Origin of the sequence: Vibrio xiamenensis (genome assembly GCF_900100015.1) — a bacterium.
Taxonomy (GTDB): domain Bacteria; phylum Pseudomonadota; class Gammaproteobacteria; order Enterobacterales; family Vibrionaceae; genus Vibrio; species Vibrio xiamenensis.
This window is the reverse complement of the sequence record NZ_FNDD01000074.1, coordinates 1-2,476: the sequence shown is the minus strand read 5'-3', so window position 1 is coordinate 2,476 and position 2,476 is coordinate 1. Positions and strand designations below refer to the sequence as shown.

Annotated in this window: 6 protein-coding genes; all 6 read right to left on the bottom strand. The window is 49.0% G+C overall.

Going from position 1 to position 2,476, the window contains the following annotated elements; translation table 11 throughout:
* Positions 1 to 234, bottom strand: a 234-nt coding sequence (locus BLS03_RS25250; protein ID WP_093279596.1) for a GPW/gp25 family protein, incomplete at its 3' end; no start/stop codon positions are given.
* Positions 234 to 431 (bottom strand): hypothetical protein, encoded by a 198-nt coding sequence (locus tag BLS03_RS25245; RefSeq protein ID WP_093279595.1) that lies wholly within the window; start codon positions 429 to 431, stop codon positions 234 to 236. The genes BLS03_RS25245 and BLS03_RS25250, both read right to left, overlap by 1 nt.
* Positions 431 to 1,096, bottom strand: a complete 666-nt coding sequence (locus BLS03_RS25240) for a phage baseplate assembly protein V (RefSeq protein ID WP_218122058.1) — start codon at positions 1,094 to 1,096, stop codon at positions 431 to 433. Before BLS03_RS25240 ends, BLS03_RS25245 begins: the two co-directional genes overlap by 1 nt.
* A complete protein-coding gene (locus tag BLS03_RS25235; RefSeq protein ID WP_093279593.1) occupies positions 1,062 to 1,628 on the bottom strand; it encodes a hypothetical protein in 567 nt (188 codons plus the stop codon). The genes BLS03_RS25240 and BLS03_RS25235 overlap by 35 nt, the downstream gene beginning before the upstream one ends.
* Complete coding sequence (locus BLS03_RS25230; RefSeq protein ID WP_143015704.1) at positions 1,600 to 2,265, bottom strand: hypothetical protein; 666 nt, start codon at positions 2,263 to 2,265, stop codon at positions 1,600 to 1,602. Before BLS03_RS25230 ends, BLS03_RS25235 begins: the two co-directional genes overlap by 29 nt.
* On the bottom strand, positions 2,249 to 2,476 hold a 228-nt coding region (locus tag BLS03_RS25795), incomplete at its 5' end, for a hypothetical protein (RefSeq protein WP_176765704.1). The genes BLS03_RS25795 and BLS03_RS25230, both read right to left, overlap by 17 nt.

The window sequence follows — 2,476 nt, the reverse complement described above, 5'->3', positions numbered from 1 at the left end:
AGTAAAATCTGACAAGCCGTTAGCTTCATTCATAAACGCGCCCATCGCGTAAGTTTGGATAAGCGCCAAGGTAGAGTTGCTGGCATTACGTGATAACGTGGCTGGCAACTGACTGCCGAAACCGCGCACTTTGTTACGTGATGAAATATACGTAGTCATCACCTGGGTCACTCGGCTGATAAACTGATCCCAGCCTGTCAGTGTCCGTCCAGTTTTGCGGCACATTCCAATCATTACGTCACCTTGTAAGTACCTGCCGATGATCCGCTGGTTACGGACACCTCAGCTTTCTCTTGTATATGAATTACAAGCGCCTCGGCCAAACACGCCCAAAGTTCTGAGCCGCGAGTTTTCTCTGCGCTGGGTTTAAAACCATTCGCTGTCATCAATTCATCGATTTTTTCTGCAAGTTCATCTTTATCTAACGCCATTACACACCCGCCGTTACAGTTGAAGAACAGTCGCCATGCGGCAAGCCTGTGACCATGCACTTATGGGCGCCAGTAACCACCCCTGTGCCACCGTTGAGTTTGATTTTTGGCGCATCCACCGTTGCATCACCACCAGATGTCACTTTTGTGGTGCCGCTAACGGTCAATTTTGCATTGCCGCCGACATTGACTGTGGCATCTTCATCAACAACCACATTCGCCACACCAGCCACTTTGACATCCAACTGGTGCTTTTCTTTGTCGTAGCAAACTCGCGTTCCGTCCGGGTAGACCCGTAGAATTTCATTTGGGTTACTGGTTGGTAGTGGGAATTTGTCGCTTGGTACACCAATCAACGCAATACAAGTGGCCAAACTGTCGCCATCGCCAATATTCAGCAGCACCACCTGCTCACCAATGCTCGGTAAGCGATATTCCGCCACATCGCCAGCACACGCTGAAAACCACTTAATAAATGGCGTTTCGTTACCGCCGCACTGCACTTTGATGCGTTTATGGTTTTCACTCCATGCTGAAACTGCGCCGACACGAATCAAGTTATTCAATCGGCGAGTCAAATCTGAAATGGCTTTTTCTTGCAGAGAAAATTGCTCAGTGTATTCAGCCAGTTCAGACTGAACTATCTGCCGAATTAGTGATTGCATCGGTGATATCCTCGTATTCATCCGCAAGTTCTGGATGCTCAGGGTTAATCGCTAAGAACAGGCCTGAGAAATCAGCGCCTTCATCAGCGAGCTCACCCAAGAACAAGTCTTGCCACCACTCCGTTTCCCAGCAGTCATACCCATCAGCACCGGATTTAAACAGACCTTGCTGACTCACGACATTGGAGGGAAGTGAAACCGCGCCGTTAAGGCCAAAATTATTGTTAAACGCAATCCGCCCCACCGCGCTGGCAAGATCTTGCGCAATCAAATCCGAGTTTCGAAATTCAGCGTCACTCTCGGCTTTGCTCACCATGCAATACACTTTCACACGCACCGGCTGCTTAATGCGGCCATCGTTATGAGCCTGCAACTTACCGTACTCATCAATAGCGACATGGCATTCAACCCCTTTAACCTGGTATTCACCGTAAAGCTTATAAGGGACCACCGTGGCTTTCCGGATGCTGTCTTTAAGCGTGGTTACCATCGCTTGATAGTAATCACTTGGCTTGTTCAACGTTGATTGCATAGTTCAACTCTTGTTTTAAAATTTCACCAAAGCGCTTATTTACCTGCTGCTCAAGGCGCAACACAATTTGACTCGCTTGATCTTCTATCGCGACACCAACCGCTTGCACTGGAAAGCGGCCAATCAATCTTGGGTCGCGCACAGGGCGATAACTTGGCAGCTTACGATTCTGACGAACCACATCATGCTGCATGACTCGGTTACGACTGGCGCGGATATAAACGCGCTTATCGTCACCGTAAACCTTTTGATAAAACGCACCATCAAACTGGTAAGCACCAGCTTTCGCGCCTTCGGCGTTTTGGCTAACACTGCCAAGTGTGTCAGCAGCAACTGCCAGCAGACCAATCCACAAATTCACCGTTTTGGTGTTTTTGTCGTAATCCAAAATAAAGCGATTTTTCAGCGCCGCTTGTTTAATTGACACCTCTTTGCTGAGAAAGCGCAGCGTGTGCGTTCGTAACCAGCGGCCTGTTTTCTTTAACGCCCTCTCGATGGCCTTAGCCACTTGCTTCTCCATGCCAGCAAATTCATCGGCAAGCAGATCCGCTTCATTGGACAAATCAAAACTCAACACACCTGCGTTCGTTCGGCGTTGATGAGCATTCGACTGGCTGAAATTAGAGGAAGTTATCATTTGAGCTCACCGTTTGACCTTGGCTCTTAAGGCTGAGGATTAGCAGGCTGGTTGTGGCGTCAGGGTATTCAACACTTGCAACATACCGTTCACCAAGCGGTGTCGTCACCGCGCTGCCATAAACCAAGTCGCGATTAATGCGCTGGTTAAAGACCGTGAGCGCACCGTACTCCGCGATAAACGGAATGGTGTTTTTGTTCTCGCTGGTCGG

Bases quoted from the DNA above. Each gene is read 5' to 3' on its own strand.
- BLS03_RS25245 (WP_093279595.1), bottom strand. From the start codon at position 431: ATGGCGTTAGATAAAGATGAACTTGCAGAAAAAATCGATGAATTGATG.
- BLS03_RS25240 (WP_218122058.1), bottom strand. From the start codon at position 1,096: ATGCAATCACTAATTCGGCAGATAGTTCAGTCTGAACTGGCTGAATAC.
- BLS03_RS25235 (WP_093279593.1), bottom strand. From the start codon at position 1,628: ATGCAATCAACGTTGAACAAGCCAAGTGATTACTATCAAGCGATGGTA.
- BLS03_RS25230 (WP_143015704.1), bottom strand. From the start codon at position 2,265: ATGATAACTTCCTCTAATTTCAGCCAGTCGAATGCTCATCAACGCCGA.